This is a genomic window from Vibrio aerogenes, assembly GCF_024346755.1.
GTDB lineage: Bacteria > Pseudomonadota > Gammaproteobacteria > Enterobacterales > Vibrionaceae > Vibrio > Vibrio aerogenes.
Genome location: NZ_AP024861.1, coordinates 2174085 through 2191494 on the forward strand (window position 1 = coordinate 2174085; position 17410 = coordinate 2191494).

At 43.8% G+C, this 17410-nt stretch carries 15 protein-coding genes and 1 riboswitch; of the genes, 8 read left to right on the plus strand and 7 right to left on the minus strand.

Features of this window, described 5'->3' with window-relative positions; all coding sequences use genetic code 11:
- Positions 1-72 precede the first annotated feature (72 nt).
- Positions 73-257, minus strand: a riboswitch (Lysine riboswitch).
- Between the two features lie 377 nt (positions 258-634).
- Entirely contained in the window at positions 635-1036 is a 402-nt protein-coding gene (locus OCV29_RS09650; protein WP_073606063.1) for an H-NS histone family protein, read from the plus strand.
- Between the two features lie 63 nt (positions 1037-1099).
- Here the strand turns inward: OCV29_RS09650 and OCV29_RS09655 are convergent, their stop codons facing one another.
- Positions 1100-2404: an inosine/guanosine kinase gene (locus tag OCV29_RS09655; RefSeq protein WP_073606064.1), complete on the minus strand. Its 1305-nt coding sequence runs from the start codon at positions 2402-2404 to the stop codon at positions 1100-1102.
- 546 nt (positions 2405-2950) lie between these two features.
- On the opposite strand from OCV29_RS09655, the gene mnmA reads away from it, so the two are divergent.
- From mnmA to purB, 3 genes are read left to right on the plus strand one after another with little or no spacing between them, the layout of a single operon-like run.
- Positions 2951-4096, plus strand: a complete 1146-nt coding sequence (gene mnmA, locus OCV29_RS09660; protein WP_139281715.1) for a tRNA 2-thiouridine(34) synthase MnmA — start codon at positions 2951-2953, stop codon at positions 4094-4096.
- 17 nt (positions 4097-4113) lie between these two features.
- Positions 4114-4731, plus strand: a complete 618-nt coding sequence (gene hflD, locus OCV29_RS09665) for a high frequency lysogenization protein HflD (RefSeq protein ID WP_073606066.1) — start codon at positions 4114-4116, stop codon at positions 4729-4731.
- 58 nt (positions 4732-4789) lie between these two features.
- Positions 4790-6160 carry an adenylosuccinate lyase gene (gene purB, locus OCV29_RS09670; RefSeq protein ID WP_073606067.1) on the plus strand — a complete coding sequence of 457 codons (1371 nt, stop codon included), beginning with the start codon at positions 4790-4792 and terminating at the stop codon, positions 6158-6160.
- A gap of 116 nt (positions 6161-6276) precedes the next feature.
- Here the strand turns inward: purB and htpX are convergent, their stop codons facing one another.
- Positions 6277-7140, minus strand: coding sequence for a protease HtpX (gene htpX / locus OCV29_RS09675; protein ID WP_073606068.1), 864 nt, complete (start codon positions 7138-7140; stop codon positions 6277-6279).
- A 312-nt stretch (positions 7141-7452) separates the two neighbouring features.
- Here htpX and OCV29_RS09680 point away from each other — a divergent pair, with 312 nt between their 5' ends.
- Complete coding sequence (locus tag OCV29_RS09680; protein WP_175561610.1) at positions 7453-7623, plus strand: hypothetical protein; 171 nt, start codon at positions 7453-7455, stop codon at positions 7621-7623.
- A 128-nt stretch (positions 7624-7751) separates the two neighbouring features.
- On the opposite strand, the gene bioD is transcribed toward OCV29_RS09680, so the two are convergent.
- From bioD to bioB, 4 genes are read right to left on the minus strand one after another with little or no spacing between them, the layout of a single operon-like run.
- The gene (gene bioD, locus OCV29_RS09685; protein ID WP_084193516.1) at positions 7752-8444 is read right to left on the minus strand and encodes a dethiobiotin synthase; all 693 of its coding nucleotides are present in this window, start codon (positions 8442-8444) and stop codon (positions 7752-7754) included.
- Positions 8441-9250: a malonyl-ACP O-methyltransferase BioC gene (gene bioC, locus OCV29_RS09690; protein ID WP_139281716.1), complete on the minus strand. Its 810-nt coding sequence runs from the start codon at positions 9248-9250 to the stop codon at positions 8441-8443. Before bioC ends, bioD begins: the two co-directional genes overlap by 4 nt.
- Positions 9243-10400, minus strand: coding sequence for an 8-amino-7-oxononanoate synthase (gene bioF / locus OCV29_RS09695; protein WP_073606077.1), 1158 nt, complete (start codon positions 10398-10400; stop codon positions 9243-9245). Before bioF ends, bioC begins: the two co-directional genes overlap by 8 nt.
- Before the next feature lie 15 nt (positions 10401-10415).
- Positions 10416-11468 (minus strand): biotin synthase BioB, encoded by a 1053-nt coding sequence (gene bioB / locus OCV29_RS09700; protein ID WP_073606071.1) that lies wholly within the window; start codon positions 11466-11468, stop codon positions 10416-10418.
- A gap of 113 nt (positions 11469-11581) precedes the next feature.
- Between bioB and bioA the strand changes: the two genes are divergently transcribed.
- Positions 11582-12862, plus strand: coding sequence for an adenosylmethionine--8-amino-7-oxononanoate transaminase (gene bioA / locus OCV29_RS09705; protein WP_073606078.1), 1281 nt, complete (start codon positions 11582-11584; stop codon positions 12860-12862).
- 244 nt (positions 12863-13106) lie between these two features.
- On the plus strand, positions 13107-13529 hold the full coding sequence (locus OCV29_RS09710; RefSeq protein WP_139281713.1) for a hypothetical protein: 423 nt from the start codon (positions 13107-13109) through the stop codon (positions 13527-13529).
- Between the two features lie 72 nt (positions 13530-13601).
- Here OCV29_RS09710 and OCV29_RS09715 read toward each other — a convergent pair whose 3' ends face one another.
- Positions 13602-14027, minus strand: a complete 426-nt coding sequence (locus tag OCV29_RS09715; RefSeq protein ID WP_073606073.1) for an Hsp20/alpha crystallin family protein — start codon at positions 14025-14027, stop codon at positions 13602-13604.
- Between the two features lie 882 nt (positions 14028-14909).
- On the opposite strand from OCV29_RS09715, the gene OCV29_RS09720 reads away from it, so the two are divergent.
- Entirely contained in the window at positions 14910-17066 is a 2157-nt protein-coding gene (locus OCV29_RS09720; protein ID WP_261887311.1) for a DUF6055 domain-containing protein, read from the plus strand.
- Positions 17067-17410 lie beyond the last annotated feature (344 nt).

Here is a 17410-nt window from a genome sequence, read left to right on the forward strand (position 1 = left end):
CTACTGCATTGAAATTAAATTACTTTACATCGTAATTTGAAATGAGCTAAGTGAAGAGTCAATTCACCCAGACCTTACAGTAGCGCTCCATAGTTATAAAATTAAACTGACTATGGCAGTGTTGTTCCTATTTGGAAACAACCCCAGCAAATGTGTTTTGATATACACACCCACTTCGGCGAAAAAACCTTTCACCACATCTCAAAGGAATCACCCTAAATGTGTTTACTCATTTTAATCGCGCCTCTACAACGGGCCAGAACAAATGACTACCAATCAGACAAGACTCAATAGTATCTGTTAATGACCGAATAATAAGGCGGCTATTGTACAAGTATAGATAGCATTTGCAATCGATTTGTCTCTATTGGGATATATCTCTATTAAACGTTAATGGTTATACTAATTAACTTGCACTATATCGTGTATTTTGAGCTACAATTCAAATTAACAAATTAGATTCATATCGAACATATACGTAAAGTTCTTTATTACTAACAAAAATAAAATTTACATTTATTTACGCATAAAATTTTTACACAGAATTGAAGAACAATTATTGTAAGAATAAATATCTGGGTTTATTATTACAGTACATATTGTGAAATTAAAATTTAATCAATAGGAATTAGTAATGTCGGAAATCACAAAAACTTTACTAAATATTCGTAGTTTACGTGCTTATGCACGTGATTTAACACTTCAACAACTTGAAGAAGCTTTAGAAAAATTCACTTCGGTTGTTGAAGAGCGAAGAGAAATTGAAGAGCAAGAACAGGCAGAAAAAGCGGCTCAGGAAGAAAAACTGGCGGCAATTGCTGAACAAATAGCGAAAGACGGTATTGATGTGAGTGCGCTAATATCTGCACTTTCATCAGAAGGCAAAACCAAAAGTAAACGTGCACCACGTCCTGCTAAATATAAATATATTGATGAAGCTGGCAACGAAAAGACCTGGACTGGTCAGGGTCGTACACCATCAGTAATTCAAAAAGCGTTGGATGAAGGTAAGTCTCTTGATGACTTTTCCATCTAATTCTTCATTTTGATAATAAAAAAGGCTCCATGATTGGAGCCTTTTTTTATTCTCTTTTTACAATTATCTTTCCCAGTAAGCCTCTTCCAGGCTATCTTCTTTTTCCGGAAGCCCTCTCGATAATCTGGGCGAATTTTGTGCTAACACTTCATAACTTACCCGGTTTGCATATTTGCAGACCTGAGAAAAAGAAGAATACGTAATGAAATCCAGCTGATGTTTACTGGAATTGGGAACGTTATTTTTATGGTATTTATTCGCTGCCATATCATGTAATAAAGCGGATAAAGCTGCATCTCCGGCACCATTTGTATTTTTAATCACTTCCGGACCACCCATATAAGGTGCAATATGTGAATAGACTTTTATAGGCTCTTCACACTGACTCTTTTTCATTGGCCTGCTAAATTCATAACGATTAAATTCAGCAATTTCACCCGGTAACAAAGGCAATGAAGTGACTCTTTTCGCTTTCTCTTCTGTATAGCCAGCCATAAATAACCCAAGCGGGCCAGCAGTACAAAGCACCAAATCAACCCATTCCAGCGCTTTATCCGCAGCAACCAGAGGGTTTTCTTCACCAGTCAGAGCATAACCTTCTTCTTCATTCATCGCCACGACTGTAATATGTTGCTTTAAAAATTCCTGCCAGAATACAGGGTCACTTTCCAGAATTTGTTTCGTTCCTAAAGTTAAAACCACCGGAACCTGATACTTTTTAGCATATTCAATCGCCCTGTTTGTTGCCTCCGGCATCGGGTCACCCGGTTTACAACGAATTAAGTATGCGGACAAAACTAATGCGGAAGCATTTTTAAATATCGCCTCGGGAATACTCTCCGGAATCAGCTGGTTCATATAACCTTCACTAATCGCAAAGGTACGCTCACCCGCTTCATTAATTAATGTAAAACACCGGCCTATCGGCCCATTTACACCTTGTAAATAATTTAAATTGACCCGGCTTGACGTATTACATAAATATCGGTAGCCATAGCTGCCTATCTCAATATTGTTGCACATAACCCCTAATAAAGTTGAACAATCATCAGCTAGAACAGAATAATTATGCAATGTATTCCCTACAGTGCCACCGGCAAATTCATTTGTAATCAATTGTTGATCGACTAATTCTTTATACAAGCATTCTGCCGACTGATCATCAAGGACGAGTGAATGACCAATACTTAACTGATGACGACGAATCAGGTCTTCATCAATTTTTGCTTCTATATCAACAAGAATTTGATCAATCCCAATGACATGGGGACGTGGGAATTTTTTTATATTCAAGGTCTGAGATATAAGCGGATCTCGATTATCAACAGGAAAATAGTGTTTTGACTTACGCTGGCCGGGAAATTTCATATATAAAAACGAAGTGAGTAAATTACAGTAAGAAAGCAATTCTAACGCTCTGCGTTATTGTCAGCAATCTATTCATATATTATCGGGGCAGAAAATTTCTAAACATATTGAATATAGATTAACTGTTTACTATAGCATATGAAACATGTATCTATTGTGCGTCATTATATATCTTTGATTCAATAACAACGCTCATCACATTTAGCCGGATTTTTATTACATGACACCGACATTAATTTATCATATGAATCAAACACTGACGTTCAAATTTTGACATCATCGTCTTAAAAACATACACCATCGTTACAAATTTATACATTTTTTATTTATTTCTATGATCACATATACAAAAATTATTCGCAACGTCTTAATTTATTATTTATTTTATCCTCTTTGATGCACAAAAAATATCACATGCAAATACATCCTGGTGTGCAGAAAAAGCGCTTACCTGAGATTTATTTGCTGGCTCTGTCACCACATAAATCTTTCTGATAGAATTGCTCGCTTATTTATGTATGTGGTGTCGGTCTCATGTCAGAAAATATGAAAACAAATGCACAAAAAAGAGTCATCGTCGGCATGTCTGGTGGCGTCGATTCATCTGTCTCAGCCTATCTTCTTCAACAACAGGGTTATCTTGTGGAAGGCTTATTTATGAAAAACTGGGAAGAAGATGACGGAGAAGAATACTGTACAGCTGCTGAAGATTTAGCAGACGCACAAGCGGTTTGTGACAAGCTCGGGATTCATTTACATACGATTAATTTTGCTGCTGAATACTGGGACAATGTCTTCGAACATTTTCTCAGTGAATATAAAGCCGGCAGAACACCAAATCCGGATATACTCTGTAATAAAGAAATTAAATTCAAAGCATTTCTTGAGTTTGCCGATGAGGTCCTTGAAGCAGATTATATTGCCATGGGACATTACGTCCGCCGTACCTTTTCAGATGACCAGACATCGCAGCCTCAGATGCTTCGCGGGCGGGATAAAAATAAAGACCAGAGTTATTTTTTATACACTCTGAGCCATGAACAAATAAAACGCAGTCTTTTTCCGGTTGGAGAACTGGAAAAACCTGAGGTTCGCAAAATTGCTGAGGAACAAGGTTTAATCACAGCGAAGAAAAAAGATTCAACCGGCATCTGTTTCATTGGCGAACGTAAGTTTACTGAATTTCTGTCGCGCTATCTTCCGGCACAACCAGGTAAAATTGAAACACCGGAAGGACAAGTCATCGGCGAACATCAGGGCCTGATGTATCATACGCTTGGACAGCGGAAAGGCTTGCACATTGGTGGACAAAAAGGTGGCGGTGGTCATGAACAGCCCTGGTATGTCGCTGAAAAAGATTTGCAACGCAATGTTTTAATTGCCGTTCAGGGCGCCGACCATCCATTGCTGAAATCTGAAGGGCTGATCGCAACACAATTGCACTGGGTAGATCGTCATCCGGTCATCGAGCCTAAACAATGCACGGTTAAAACCCGCTATCGTCAGGAAGATATTCCCTGTACTATCATTCCCGTTGGTGCAAAGACTTCGGAAGAAGGCACACCGCGTATCAAAGTTATCTTTGATGAACCCCAAATTGCCGTTACACCGGGTCAGTCTGCTGTTTTTTATGATGGAGATGTATGCCTTGGTGGTGGTATTATCGAATCAAGAATTCCATTTAAAAAATAATTACTGAGGAGTTTTACGTGGCGAACACAATTTATGATCGGACCATCGCATTTGCCGGCTTATGTCAGGCAGCTTATCTGGTACAACAGGTTGCGAAAAACGGTCACTGTGAAGAAAACGCCTTTGAAACTTCAATTCGGGCCATTTTAAATATGAATCCGTCAAGCACACTTGACGTTTTCGGCAGGGAATCGAATCTGAAAGCAGGTTTAAACTGTCTGGTCAGCGGGCTCGACAGCAGTTCATCAGGCAATGAAATCACCCGATATGTTATCGGCCTGATGGCTCTGGAAAGAAAATTAAATGCCCGTCGCGATGCCATGTCTCAACTCAGTGACCGTCTCGATATGCTTGAGCGCCAGACGGCACACTTCGACCTTTTCGATGAGCAAATGATCAGCAATATTGCCAGTATTTATCTTGATGTTATCAGCCCTATCGGCCCCAGAATTCAGGTAACTGGCACCCCATCCGTATTACAGCAAACAGCTAACCAGCATAAAGTCCGTGCTCTGCTTCTCTCAGGTATCCGCAGCACTGTACTATGGCGTCAGGTTGGCGGAAAACGTCGCCATTTAATCATTGGCCGAAAAAAAATGGTTGAACAGGCAAACATTCTATTAGCCCGTATCTGACAACGACATCAGGCGAAATTAATTCACTCAGGTATCAACTCAATTCAGGAGATATAAAATGGAACTGTCAGCACTGACTGCTGTTTCACCGGTAGATGGCCGTTATGGAAGTAAAACGATTGCGTTACGCAATATCTTTAGTGAGTATGGACTCCTTAAGTACCGTACTATCGTTGAAATCCGCTGGTTACAGAAGCTATCTGAAACATCCGGTATTCAGGAAGTCCCTGCCTTCAGTCAGGAAGCCCATGATATTTTGGACCATATCGCGGCAAACTTTAATGAATCCGATGCAGCGCGAATTAAAGAAATCGAAAAAACAACCAATCATGATGTTAAAGCGGTTGAGTATTTTCTGAAAGAGAAAGTAGCATCACATCCTGAATTAAACGCTGTGAATGAATTCATTCACTTTGCCTGCACTTCTGAAGATATCAACAATACATCCCACGCTTTAATGCTGAAAGATGCACGCGACACTGTCATTCTTCCGGAAATTCGCCGGATTATTGACGCGATTCGTTCATTAGCCGTCGAATATCGTGATATTCCACTGCTTTCCCGTACACATGGTCAGCCAGCTTCCCCAAGTACAATGGGCAAAGAAATGGCGAATGTAGCTTATCGTATGGAACGCCAATATCAGCAAATTTCGCAGGTTGAAATTCTGGCGAAAATTAACGGGGCTGTTGGCAACTACAATGCACATTTGTCTGCATATCCTGAAATTGACTGGCACCAATTTAGTGAATCTTTCATTACTGAATCTCTTGGCGTGACCTGGAATCCATATACAACTCAAATTGAACCACATGATTATATTGCCGAGTTGTTTGATGCCATTTCCCGGTTTAACACGATCCTGTTAGATTTTGACCGGGATATCTGGGGTTATATTGCTCTGGGTCACTTTAAGCAAAAAACGATTGCCGGCGAAATTGGTTCTTCAACAATGCCGCATAAAGTGAATCCCATTGATTTCGAAAACTCAGAAGGTAACCTTGGCCTTGCAAATGCCATTTTTACTCATCTTTCACAAAAACTGCCGGTTTCCCGCTGGCAACGTGATCTGACTGATTCAACGGTTTTACGCAATCTTGGTGTCGGTGTGGGTTATGCTGTAATTGCATATACTTCAACGTTGAAAGGTATCAGTAAACTTGAAGTAAACAGAGATGCATTACTGGCTGAGCTGGATCAAAACTGGGAAGTTCTGGCGGAACCGGTCCAAACGGTCATGCGTCGTTACGGTATTGAAAAGCCGTATGAGAAGCTGAAAGAACTCACCCGTGGGAAACGGGTTGACGGGAACGCAATGCGCGCATTTATTGACAACCTTGCGATTCCTGAAGCGGAGAAAACACGTTTGAAGCAAATGACTCCCGCCAGCTATATTGGTCAGGCGATTGAACTGACAGATAAGCTGTAAACTTAATCAGAACCGACTCATACCCTTCTAAGTCATTTTCTGATCTGTTTATTTTCAGATTGATATAAAAAGGCTTCCTGCGGGAAGCCTTTTCTGTTGCAGGGAAAACAGCCTGATTACAACTGACGCAGTGCCTGAATCCGCTTATCCAATGGCGGGTGACTCATCATTAATTCCGTCAGAGAACGTTTACCATTGATCCCAAAAGCCATCATAGAACCTTCCAGCTGTGGCTCATGGCTCATTTTCAAACGCTCCAGCGCTGCAATCATCTTCCCTTTACCAACCAGTTTCGCTGCACCTGCATCGGCATGAAACTCCCGGTGACGGCTATACCACATCGTAATCAGGCTCGCCAGAATCCCGAAGACAATTTCAAGAACCATGGAAACCATAAAGTAAACCATCGGATTTTGGCTTTCACCTTCATCGGAATCGCGCGAAGCCACCAATCCGGCCACAACGCGGGCAAGGAAAATCACAAATGTATTCACGACGCCCTGCAACAAAGTCATCGTCACCATGTCACCATTGGCAATATGACTCATCTCATGCGCCAGTACAGCCTCCGCTTCATCTCTTGTCATGTTATGTAACAATCCGGTTGAGACGGCAACAAGAGAATCGTTACGTTTGGCGCCTGTCGCAAAAGCATTGATATCCGGTGAATCATAAATCGCGACCGTTGGCATACCAACGTTCACCTGCTTTGCCTGGCGTCGAACGGTCTCAATCAGCCAGTGTTCAGTCTCATTTCTGGGATTATCAATGACGACCCCACCCACTGAACTTAATGCAATTTTTTTAGATAACAGCAAAGAGATAAATGAGCCACCAAAGCCAAAAACAGCGGCCAGAACCAGCAGCCCTGATAAACTGCCGGGGCGAATTCCCGTTACAGCATAGACAATATTCAGTACAACACTCAGCACCAGAATTACGGCAAGGTTGGTTGCCAGAAATAACAGAATGCGTTTCATAACCTTTCTCCTAACAGAAACGAAGATGATAATTGATATTCATCTTAACTATCTTATTCATATAGTCATTCATAAAAAAAACAAGGTGAAGAAACAAATTGCAACATTTCATGTCAGTCAGGCGCATGATACCGGGCAATATTAATCCAGAATTGAATGTGGAAAAGGGATGCTTAGCAGGTTGCAAATGTGTAATGACAATGAAAAAAGACTATTCAACTTTAGTCGTATGTCCATTGTATAGTGAAGAAAAAGCGTCTAACTTTACTGAGCAGATGTTTTGCACAGAACAGAATAAATAAGGATAAACTCATGGAATCTAACAATTATCAAATGGCTATCGACATGCTACGTTGTCATCTCGGGCTTTCCGAAGAGGAAGCCAAACAACAGCTGGGCCTGACTCAGCAACCCACAACAGAAACACCATCAGGTACAACACAATCAAAATTTCCTTATCAGGCTTCTTCATTGATGTCCTGAGAAATTTCTGATTCAGGCAACAGGCAAAGAACAACATCTGACATTGATGCTATCTTTCGGGGCAAAGAAAAAGGGGCTGATTCAGCCCCTTTATTCGTTCAATGACTATTTCAATGCAGTATAGAAACTCAGTCAGATGAATCCCGCAATAATGGCTCAAGATTGATATACCGGCCAAGCTCTTTACGCTTTGCACTGGGCACATAGGGTATTTCACCTAATTTAGGTGCGTCCAGCGTATTTTCCAGTTTAGAAATAAGTTCTGCGTAATGAACAGTACCCGGATTGATCCGGTTAGCCACCCAACCCGCAAGATTCAGACCATCGGCCCGGATACTTTCTGCGGTAAGAATCGCATGATTCAAACATCCCAATGTAATCCCGACCACCAGTATAACCGGTAGATTTTCCTGTTTGACCCAGCTGGACAGATAATCATGATCCGAGACCGGCACCCGCCAGCCGCCAGCACCCTCAACCAGAACAAAATCAGCCTGCTGCTTGTGTTGGGATAACTTCCCGCTCAGGACATTAAAATCTATCTCAGTATTTTCATAGTTTGCGGCGATATGTGGCGATGTCGGCAATTCGAGCGCATAGGGGTTAATATCAGCATAACTTGTCTCACAAGTCGCCACATTCATCAAATGCAACGCATCAGAGTTACGAAAGCCATGCTCTGTTTTCTCACAGCCGGCAGCAATCGGCTTAAACCCAATCGTTTTTATTTCCCTGGCTGCCATAGCCTGTAAAATCGCTTTTGATGCGACCGTTTTACCGACATCCGTATCAGTACCAGCGATAAATAATGCATCTATCATCGATGAATAGCTCCAAAACAAACCTGATAAGTAGCAGGAAGAAAACCTTCTTGATTCGAAAACTTTTGGTATGCAGATTCAAGTTGCATTAAAACCCGGCGACTCACACCCCCGGTACGTCTTTCATCTACATGCGTTGCCCCGATTCCTTTTAAATCTTTCATCAGTGCCAGCGCAGAGTGATACCAAAGTCTGATTGGGCGTAAGTCTATCTGATATTGATCACATTCAGCTTGCGCTAACGCAATTTTTATTTGATTCAAAGAGATAAAGTGATTGACGTGTTGCCCGGAATCAATCGCTTGCCACGCCTGGCGCAGCTCATCCAAAGACCCTTGAGCTAATGTGGAAAACACACCCTGCCCGCCTGGTTTCAATACTCTTTTTATTTCACTCAAAGGAACAGATAAGAACTGACACCACTGTAGCGCCAGATTAGAAAAAACGAAATCCACACTATTATCCGGAAGGCAAAGTGCCTCAGCATCACACAGCTGATAGCGCATATTTGTTTCACCACACCGCTCTCTGGCCATATCCAGCATCGATGACGAAAGATCGATACAAATGACTTGCGCACCACGCGCTTTCAGTTGTTCTGAAAAATAGCCGGTTCCACATCCGACGTCCAGAACCACTGCGCCATGAAGATCTGACGGCAGTTTGGCCAGTAAGATATTGCCGGTATCACGCTGGAAAGCCGCATGCTGATCATAATGATGAGCTGCACGGCTGAATGCATGGGCAATGGCCTGTTTTCGCTGAGAAGCCGCGGGTTCCGGAAATAAAAGATCACTACTATCTATCAAAACAAACCTCAATTGATTCTTTCAATGCGGATGCCAACTGATGAATCTGCATCTCTGTATGATTTGCGGTTAATGTCATTCTCAGTCTCGCGGTTCCTTCCGGCACCGTCGGCGGACGAATAGCCCCGACCCAGAAGCCTTTACTTTTCAGCATCTCAGACGTCGTTTGCAAAGACTCAATATCACCAATAATCAAAGGCTTCACAGGAGTCGGTGTGCTTACATATCCGGCAAAAGATGAAAAAGCGTCGTCATAACACTGCTGGAGATGCTGCAGTTTTTCCCTGCGCCAGTGCTGCGTCTGAATCATCTGTAGTGCATGACTCAGCGCATGTGCCTGAGACGGTGGTATCGCTGTAGAATAAACATGATGTCGGGCAAACTGCATCAGGTAATCCCCGGTCGCCTGATCACATAACAGAGCAGCGCCCGAAAGACCGAATGCTTTGCCAAACGTCACCAATAACAGCTCCGCTTTCACGCCGCTTGCTGCACAGCTTCCGGTGCCATCAGGTCCGGCGATGCCGATCCCGTGTGCATCATCAACCATCATCAGTGCCCGCTCAGCGGTCAGTCTCCGGATATCCTTCAGTGGTGCGTGGTCGCCATCCATACTGAAGACACCTTCTGTCACAACCAGACAGGCTTCATCCGGCGAAATCAGCTGTTCAAGATGCGTCATATCATTATGACGAAAGCGCTTCATTCTCGCCGGACTCAATGCGCCCGCTTCCATCAAAGAAGCATGATTCAAGCGATCTTGTAACAATAAATCATCTTTCTTCAATAAAGAGAAAATTACCGCCTGATTAGCACTAAAACCGGATGAAAACAGAATCGCCCGCTCATAGCCCAGCCACTCACAAAGCTGAGCTTCTAAAGACCGGTGCGCCTGATGAAAGCCGGTCACCAACGGCGATGCTGCACTCCCGCAGCCATAGCGGGATAAACCATCCTGCCAGGCCGAAACCAGAGACGGGTCCGTTGCCAGTCCCAGATAATCATTCGAAGAAAAATTCAGATACGACTGTCCATGATGAACCAGCATATCACCCTGTTTTCGTTCAAACGGAATCATCTTGCGGGCCAGACCATTTTCTTCCCGCTGACTCAATGCCGCCGTGATTCGCTTTTCAAGTAGGGTCATCATTGACAAGGCAGCCTAAACGCTGGCTTCGTAGAATAAATCGTCTTCAGAAGGACGTGCTGCAACCCGCTCAACCACCCGTTCCATCAGCTCATTTTCCTGAATCTCATCAGGTTTTTGCACGACAGCCTGGCTGTTGATTCCCAGTTTCCGGAATAACATCATATCGGAGTCTTCAGCAGGGTTTGGCGTGGTCAGCAGTTTACAACCATAAAAAATTGAGTTTGCTCCGGCCATAAAACATAAAGCCTGCATCTGCTCATTCATCTGCTCCCTGCCGGCAGAAAGCCGGACTGCCGATTGTGGCATCATAATCCGGGCAACAGCAATTAAACGAATAAAGTCAAATGGTTCAACATCGTCCACTTCTTCCAGTGGCGTCCCTTTTACTTTAACCAGCATATTGATTGGCACACTTTCCGGATGCACGGGCAAGTTAGCCAGCTCCACAAATAAACCGGCCCGATCATTGACACTTTCACCCATGCCAATAATTCCGCCTGAGCAGATTTTCATCCCGGCGTCACGTACATGCGACAAAGTATCCAGACGATCCTGATATGTCCGCGTCGTAATGATATTGCCGTAAAACTCAGGTGAGGTATCCAGGTTGTGGTTATAATAATCCAGCCCTGCATTCGCTAACTCTTTGGCTTGTTCAGGGGTTAACATCCCCAGTGTCATACAGGTTTCCAGCCCCATATCTTTCACACCGGAAATCATCTGTTTCAGATAGGGCATATCCCTGGCTTTCGGATTCTTCCAGGCAGCGCCCATACAAAAGCGGGTTGAACCCGATGATTTCGCTCTTTTAGCCGCATCCAGCACCTGCTCAACTTCCATCAGACGCTCTTTTTCTACATCGGTCCGGTAGTGGGCACTTTGAGGGCAATACTTACAATCTTCCGGACAGGCACCCGTCTTGATTGAGAGTAATGTGCTGACCTGAACATAGTTATGCAGTTGATGTTGACGGTGTACCTGCTGCGCTTCAAACAGCAAATCCATGAATGGCTTATCAAGTAATGCATTCACTTCTGCCACCGTCCAGTTATGACGAACTTCCACGTGTAATCCTTTTTTATTCTGATAAGACTTTGCTTGGATAGTCTAAAGAGAAACGCTAAACTGTCAACAATGAGAGCAATCAAAAGTTTACAAGAGAACAAAAATTGAGCAATATAGACTTGGAATTTGACCGAAATCATATTTGGCACCCCTACACTTCCACAATCAATCCGCTAACCTGTTACCCCGTGACCAAAGCCTTTGAGAATAAAATCTGTCTAGAGAGCGGCGAAACACTCATCGATGGCATGTCTTCCTGGTGGTCTGCAATTCACGGCTACAATCATCCGGCACTCAATGCAGCCGCCTCGGCCCAGCTGGAAAAGATGTCCCATGTCATGTTTGGCGGACTGACCCATGAACCGGCGGTCTCTTTGTGCAAACAACTCGTTGCGTTGACACCACCGTCCCTGAGCCAGGTTTTCCTCGCCGATTCCGGTTCAGTCGCTGTAGAAGTGGCCCTCAAAATGGCCATGCAATACTGGCACAGCCGGGGCGAGAAACGTCCTCATTTTCTGACACTGAGTCACGGCTATCACGGGGATACATTTGCTGCCATGTCTGTCACCGATCCGGATAACTCCATGCACAAAATCTACAAAGGTTTTCTGCCCGAGCACTTCTTTGCCAGTTCGCCACAAACCGGCTTCCGGGAGGCATGGGATCCGGATGATTTGAATGATTTCCGGGCCCGGCTGGAAAAACATCACACCACCATCGCTGCCGTCATTCTTGAGCCTATCGTTCAGGGGGCAGGTGGGATGCGGATTTATCACCCACAGTTTTTGTCTGAGGTCCGCAAGCTATGTGATGAATTCGGTATTTTGCTGATTCTGGACGAAATTGCCACCGGATTTGGCAGAACCGGAAAACTGTTTGCTTCTGAGCATGCAGGCATTGAACCTGACATTTTGTGCATCGGTAAAGCACTGACCGGGGGTTACATGACTCTTTCAGCGACACTCACCACACAGCATATCGCCCGGACAGTCTGCGAAGGTGAAGCACAATGTTTTATGCACGGTCCGACGTTCATGGGCAATCCCCTCGCCTGCGCAGTGGCATCTGCAAGTATGAATCTCATTCAACAGGGTGACTGGAAAACTCAGGTCAAAAACATTGAAGCATTTTTCTCCCGTTCACTGCCGGCACTCAAACAATATACGATGGTCAAAGAAGTCCGCTGGCTGGGGGCCATTGGCGTGGTTGAAACCGTTCGTCCGGTGAATATGGAAAAAATTCAGGCCCTGTTTGTCCGTCATGGTGTCTGGATACGTCCGTTTGGTAAACTTATTTATATGATGCCGCCATACATGACGCCTGCTGAAGACCTGTCCCGGTTGATACATGCAGTTGAGATGGCCCTGCAGCAGCCGGATTGCTTTATTCAGTAATACCATGTGGGGTTGTCATACTTTTCTGACATTCTGTTTCATTTGAGATTACAGTAAATCTCACTATTTTTGAGCAACATCAGTCTGAGCGAATGCGTAGAATATGATCCGGAATCTGTTGATATGTTTGCATGAATTTCACCTGCAAACGTTCTGCAGCTGTTATAACCGGGTCATCCACAAAACGATGAGCCGGGATACCGAGATAATCCCTGATAAAGTCTGCTACGCAACAAAGGTCTGTATGATGCCCAAAGAGATGACATATTCTGGTTATGAACTTTTAGACGCTACCTTTTCACTGAGCGATCACATTCAAAAAAACTGCTATTACCAGTTTCAGGTCCGGCCCGCTGATGAATTTAAGTTTCTGGAAATTTTTAATCGCAGCAGGGAACATACGCACAATGAAGTTTCAATATTATTTCATGCTCTGGTTCAGGGATTCAGTCAGGGCAGTAATCACCCCCTTTATACGCTGAACATCAATTATATGATTCGGTTTATGATCAGTAAAAACCGCTTTGTTGAGCGTCAGTTGGTCCGTAATCACTTTCCTTATTTTATGGGATTTGCACACCATGCTGCCCGCGCTCTTATCGAATCAGTTCTGAAATATAATGCGATTCCGGGAACCCTTCAGGCAAGCCCGGAAAACCGGGATTAAAAAAAGAGCTTCCCCGTTCAATGACAAAAAGCGGCGTAAAAACCGCTTTTTAACAGGAAGCATGTCATTTCATCAGCTGATTTCAACATGGTATGCTTCTCCGGATTTGGTTGATTCCATCTTAGGGACCACCACCACCAATACACCATCTTCAAATTCAGCATAGATATCTTTCGGATCAATATTGTCACTCAGATTAAAGGTGCGCATAATTTTACCTTCAAAACGCTCCTTATGAATGATTTTATCTTCATCGGTACGTTCTTCGCTCCTTATGGTTGATGCTTCAATGGTCAGTGTGCTGTCACGACATGTCACCGAGATGTTTTTTTTATCAACACCCGGCAAATCAGCAATGATTTCAAACGCCGTATCTTTCTCAAGAACATCGACTTTGGGTGAGAAAACTCCGGCACCGGACATGGATCGTATGGATGGAAATGCATGGTCAAAAAAACGATGAAAATCAGACCATGAGTCACGTGGGATTAAGCTCATTTTACCCTCCTGTCTATCATTTCCCGCATCACTGTAAGTGTAGAACTCTCCCTTACTGATAATTAAAAAACCTCATGAGACTTGATATAAATCAAAGTAATTTTCACCCCAAACCGATGACTCATCAGGCGGTATATATCCAGTGGGCTATTGGTATGTTCAAACCTGGACGGACTTTCAGGGCCAGATGAGTTGCTCTGAAAATCATGACCCTATTTTCCGGCATTTCATTAAAATGAACGCATCAATATTTCAAATATACCCAGACAACCTGAAGAAGCCGTACTCAGTGATATTTTACGGGACTGAAACCAGGCCGCCAGAAAACCGGCCACTTAACAATAAACACCCAAACGAAAAACAGCTCAAGATAAAATAACTAAAAAAAATAAAAAATCACAAAAACCTCATGAATTGAATTATTTGGATCAACATCAAATATCTGAAAAATAATCTGATAATTCATGATAGCAATTCTAAAAAACAGTATAAGATACGGATAACATCACCGAAATATGGCCTGTTATCATAATAATTTACCGTAAATACAGTAAGATAAATCCGATAAAGTATTACATACCCCACACAGTCAGTAGTTAAACCCACAACTATTCATTATATTATTAATTCAATAAACATATGTCGCCCGTGCCATGGTTATCTTATCAATAATAAAATAAAATCATAAAGCATATATAAATATGCAAAATAATTATTATGGCATTCCATTTGTAATTCCATTTATTGAATGAAGGAAACAGAGCAACAATCTTATTTGATTGATTGTTTTTATCAGCGAATGACAATGGTGGTGTTATTTTTATGTCAATTTCAATAAATATCCCTATATAACCTGAAGACACAGGTTTCAGGAGAAAACGAATGAAAAAAAGCAGCAACAAATTACTCATACCGGTATTCTCGGCCATCGTCGCTACGGTACCGGTATGCGCGGCTCATGCCGGCGTTTCACTGACGGGTCATGCCGGAGACAGCCAGGTCAGTCTGAGCTGGAGTGATGCCGGAACAGGCTCTGTTTATCAGGTCTATTACGACACTGACAGCAATCCCGCCGGGCGTGTACGCCTGACCAGTCTGTCCTCCTCCAAACATGCTTATACTGCATCAAATCTTCATAATGGCACACCATACTGGTTCTGGATTAAATACAAAGACAGCAATGGTCAACTTGTCAATTCAAACGCATTCTCTGCAACACCGGCCTCCACCGAAGATCAAAGCTCATCAGACACATCTTCTTCAGCTGATTCATATGCAGCCAGCTTATCTTCAGACTGGCAGGGGGCGTATGAGCAGGCAAATACTTATTCCTGTGTCAGCGGCTCCTGGCAAACACCATCAACCACCGGAGACACCGGTCAGCCACTCCGTCTGGAAAGTGATCACTTTGCTGCTTACTGGGCCGACGGCACCAATATTGATACATCCAAAGCGCGGACGGCACTCAATACACTCGAAACCATCTGGACAGCTTATTTTGGCCGGGTCAAATTTAAAGAGCCTTACTGTGAATCCAGTCAGAAATTTAAAGCAACTGTCCATTTCGGGAACGATTTCGGGCTGACCGGCGGTGGCTGGTTTAAAAACGGACATCGCCTGATGGGAATGTGGGTCGGACCGGCAACAGCTTCAGACAAGTGGGGACTGGCACATGAGTTTGCCCATGGCGCACAATTTATGACCACTGCATTTCCTGGCTGTAATGGCCGCGGATGCTGGATTTATGAAAGCCATGCAAACTGGATGGCACATCAGGTATTTCCTGATAATGTCCACTGTAGTGAAATGTTAGTCAACACACCTCACCTCCACTACGGAAACAGCCGGACCCGTTACTGTAACTGGCAGTTTATGGAGTACGTGAAAGATAAGTTTGGCATCGGCGTCATCGGAAAAATGTGGTCAGCTGCGGCAACGAATCAGGACGAATGGCAAAAACTGATGCAGAATCAGGGATGGGATATCAAGAGACTGAATGATGAGTTCGGTGACTGGGCGATGCATAATGTCACCTGGGATTATCTTGATATCAACGGCACCAACCGGGGCGCATTTTTCAGACAGGCTTACGGCGCAATTGATCAGGCTCCGGGAGCGAATACACAACGGCGTTTAAGACTGACTCAATTAGAAACGCTGAATTCAGACTGGAAAACGAATCACCGCTTTGTCTCACCTTATTATTGGGCACCGCAGCGCTGGGGATATAATATTGTCCGCCTTTATCCTGAATCCGGTGCAACAAAAGTAACGGTCAAATTCCGTGGCGTGGTTCAGCAAAATGCAAATTCCGACTGGCGATGGGGACTGGTTGCCACCGACACCCGTCTGGATTCACCCCGTTACAGTACCATTCAGCGTGGTTCAGACAACCAGGCTTCAATAATCATTAACGCTGGTGATGAAGTTTATCTGGTGGTGATGGCAACACCGTCTCAGTATCAAAAAATCCTCTGGGCAAGACACGCATCAGATGGCACGCCTTATCCTTCGATTTACCGTTATCCATACATGGTTGAGGTTCAGGGAGCATGGCCGGACGGATTTAAATCCGGCAACAGAGATGCCTGTCCTTCAGGCACAGTCCGGCACAATAACGGCGGTGGTTGCGCGACGACAAACACACCATCGTCTGTCTTCGTCGGCCCGTATGCAACGGTCCTGGGCGGTACAGTAACCGGCAACAGCCGTATTGAAGATCACGCGACCATCATCCATGGTAATGTAAGTGGTCAAAGTACTGTAGGCGCTCTGACACTCCTGGGCTCAGAAAGTAATATGCCTTATTCCTGGTATCACACGTTCACCGTAAAAGACAGCGCTACTGTGAAATCAACTTTCTATCCGATGGGATGGTTTGGTGATAAAACTGCCAGCGGTAACGTCACACTCCTGGGAGATTTGGAATATTATTCAGATAAGTCTTCCAATTTCTTCTATGGTCTGGTGAATGACAGCTGGAATGGTGACTCGTCCATCAATGATGTAACGGTGAAACCACCTTATGTCTGGCGTTAACTGATCAGACGAAACTCAGTTGTTTCTGAGATTCAGTCGTTTCTCAAATTCAGGTGTTTCTGAAATTCTAAGCAACCGGCACAGTGGTCCACCGTGCCGGTTTTTGTCTCATCCAACGCCTGACATATCTTCTCAGCCTCTGGTGACATTGCCGGTCAGAACAGGCAGTGAAAGTCATGAAAGATAAATACGCTCTAACATAAGTATCGATAAATACCAATGAACATGTTATAAAAGATTGAAATACCCTTCATATTTATAGCTTCAGCCAGGTTCACAGCGTTCTCTTACCCTATAATTCAGGTGATCAGAACCTGAGGGCTTCTTCTGCTCACCTTGCTGCA